Source organism: Pyxidicoccus fallax, assembly GCF_012933655.1.
Classification (GTDB): domain Bacteria; phylum Myxococcota; class Myxococcia; order Myxococcales; family Myxococcaceae; genus Myxococcus; species Myxococcus fallax.
Genome location: NZ_JABBJJ010000689.1, coordinates 1 through 1,613 on the forward strand (window position 1 = coordinate 1; position 1,613 = coordinate 1,613).

At 76.1% G+C, this 1,613-nt stretch carries 2 protein-coding genes; both read left to right on the top strand.

Annotated elements, in window-relative coordinates; genetic code table 11:
* A partial coding sequence (locus HG543_RS53520; protein ID WP_211194813.1) for an exonuclease SbcCD subunit D C-terminal domain-containing protein occupies positions 1-538 on the top strand: 538 nt, incomplete at its 5' end.
* On the top strand, positions 535-1,613 hold a 1,079-nt coding region (locus HG543_RS53525; RefSeq protein WP_169352657.1), incomplete at its 3' end, for an AAA family ATPase. The genes HG543_RS53520 and HG543_RS53525, both read left to right, overlap by 4 nt.

Below are 1,613 nucleotides of genomic sequence, written 5' to 3' on the forward strand. Positions count from 1 at the left end.
GGGTGGGCGCGAGGGCGTGCGCTACAGCGGCTCGCCGTTGCCGCTGTCGCTGTCGGAGGCGGGCTACCGGCACCAGGTGCTGCTGGTGGAGCTGAAGGGTGACGCGCTCGAGAGCGTGCGTCCGCTGACGGTGCCGCGCAGCACGGACATGGTGCGGGTGCCCGCGCGGGACGCGGTGCCGCTGGACGAAGTGGTGGCGCTGCTGGCGGCGCTGCCGGACCACGAGGAGGACTCGCCGGAGTGGCGGCGGCCGTACCTGGAGGTCTGCGTGGCGCTGCCCCGGCCGGAGCCGTCGCTGCGGCACAAGGTGGAGAAGGTGCTGGAGGGCAAGGCGGCGCGGCTGGTGAAGCTGACGCCCGCGTACACGGGCACCGGTGGCGCGCTGGCGGAGGCGCAGCCCGGCCTGTCGCTGAAGGAGCGCACGCCCGAGGACGTCTTCCGGGCCCGCTACGCGCGCGACTTCCAGGAGCCTCCGGCCCCGGTGCTGCTGGAGGCCTTCCACACGCTCCTGACCGAGGTGCAGGAGGAGGCGTCATGAAGATTCTCGCCATTCGCGGCTCCAACCTGACGAGCTTCGCGGGCGACTTCGCCATGGACCTGGACCAGCCTCCGCTGGACCGGCTGGGCCTGTTCGCCATTACGGGCGCCACGGGCGCGGGCAAGAGCACGCTGCTGGACGCCATGTGCCTGGCGCTGTTCGACCGCACGCCCCGGCTGGGCGGGCGCGGCGGCGCGCCGGTGGGCCGGGCCGACGAGGACGAGGACGCGCGGCTGCTGGCGTACGACGTGCGCGGCATGCTGCGGCGCGGGGCCGGCGAGGGCTTCGCCGAGGTGGACTTCCTGGGGAAGGACGGGCGGCGCTACCGGGCGCGCTGGTCGGTGTGGCGGGCGCGCAACCGCGCGGAAGGGCGCTTCCGGCCGCAGGAGATGTCCCTGGTGGACGTGGCCACCAGCCAGCAGTTCGGCCGCACCAAGAGCGAGGTGCTGGCGGCCATCCAGGAGCGGCTGGGGCTGTCGTTCGACCAGTTCCGCCGCTCGGCGCTGCTGGCGCAGGGCGAGTTCGCCGCCTTCCTGAAGGCCGACGCCAGCGAGCGCGCGGAGCTGCTGGAGCGGATGACGGGCACGGAGGTGTACAGCCGGCTGTCCGTCGCCGCGCACGAGAAGAATCGCAAGGAGCAGGAGGAGCTGACGCGGCGGGCGCAGGGGCTGGCGGCGATTGCCCTGATGCCGGAGGCGGAGCGGGCGGCGGCGGAGGTGCGGCTCGGCGAGGAGGCCACGGAGCGGGCGGCGGTGGAGGCGCGGCTCGCGGCGGCGGAGGGCGCGGCGACGTGGCACTCGGAGCGGGCGGCGCTGCTGGGCGCGGAGCTGGCGGCCGAGACGAAGGTGGCCGAGGCGGCGTCGGCGGTGGAGGCGGCGGCGCCCCGGGCGGAGCGGCTGGAGGCGGTGCGCGCGGCGGAGTCCTTCCGGGCCCCGGTGAAGGCGGCGGAGGAGGCGGAGCGCCGGTGGGCGGAGGCGGAGGCCGCGCGGGCGGCCCGGGCCTCGGAGGCGCAGAAGGCGCTGGCGGAGGCTGGCGCGAAGCGCGCGGTGCTGGGAGAGACGGAGCGGGCCCGGAC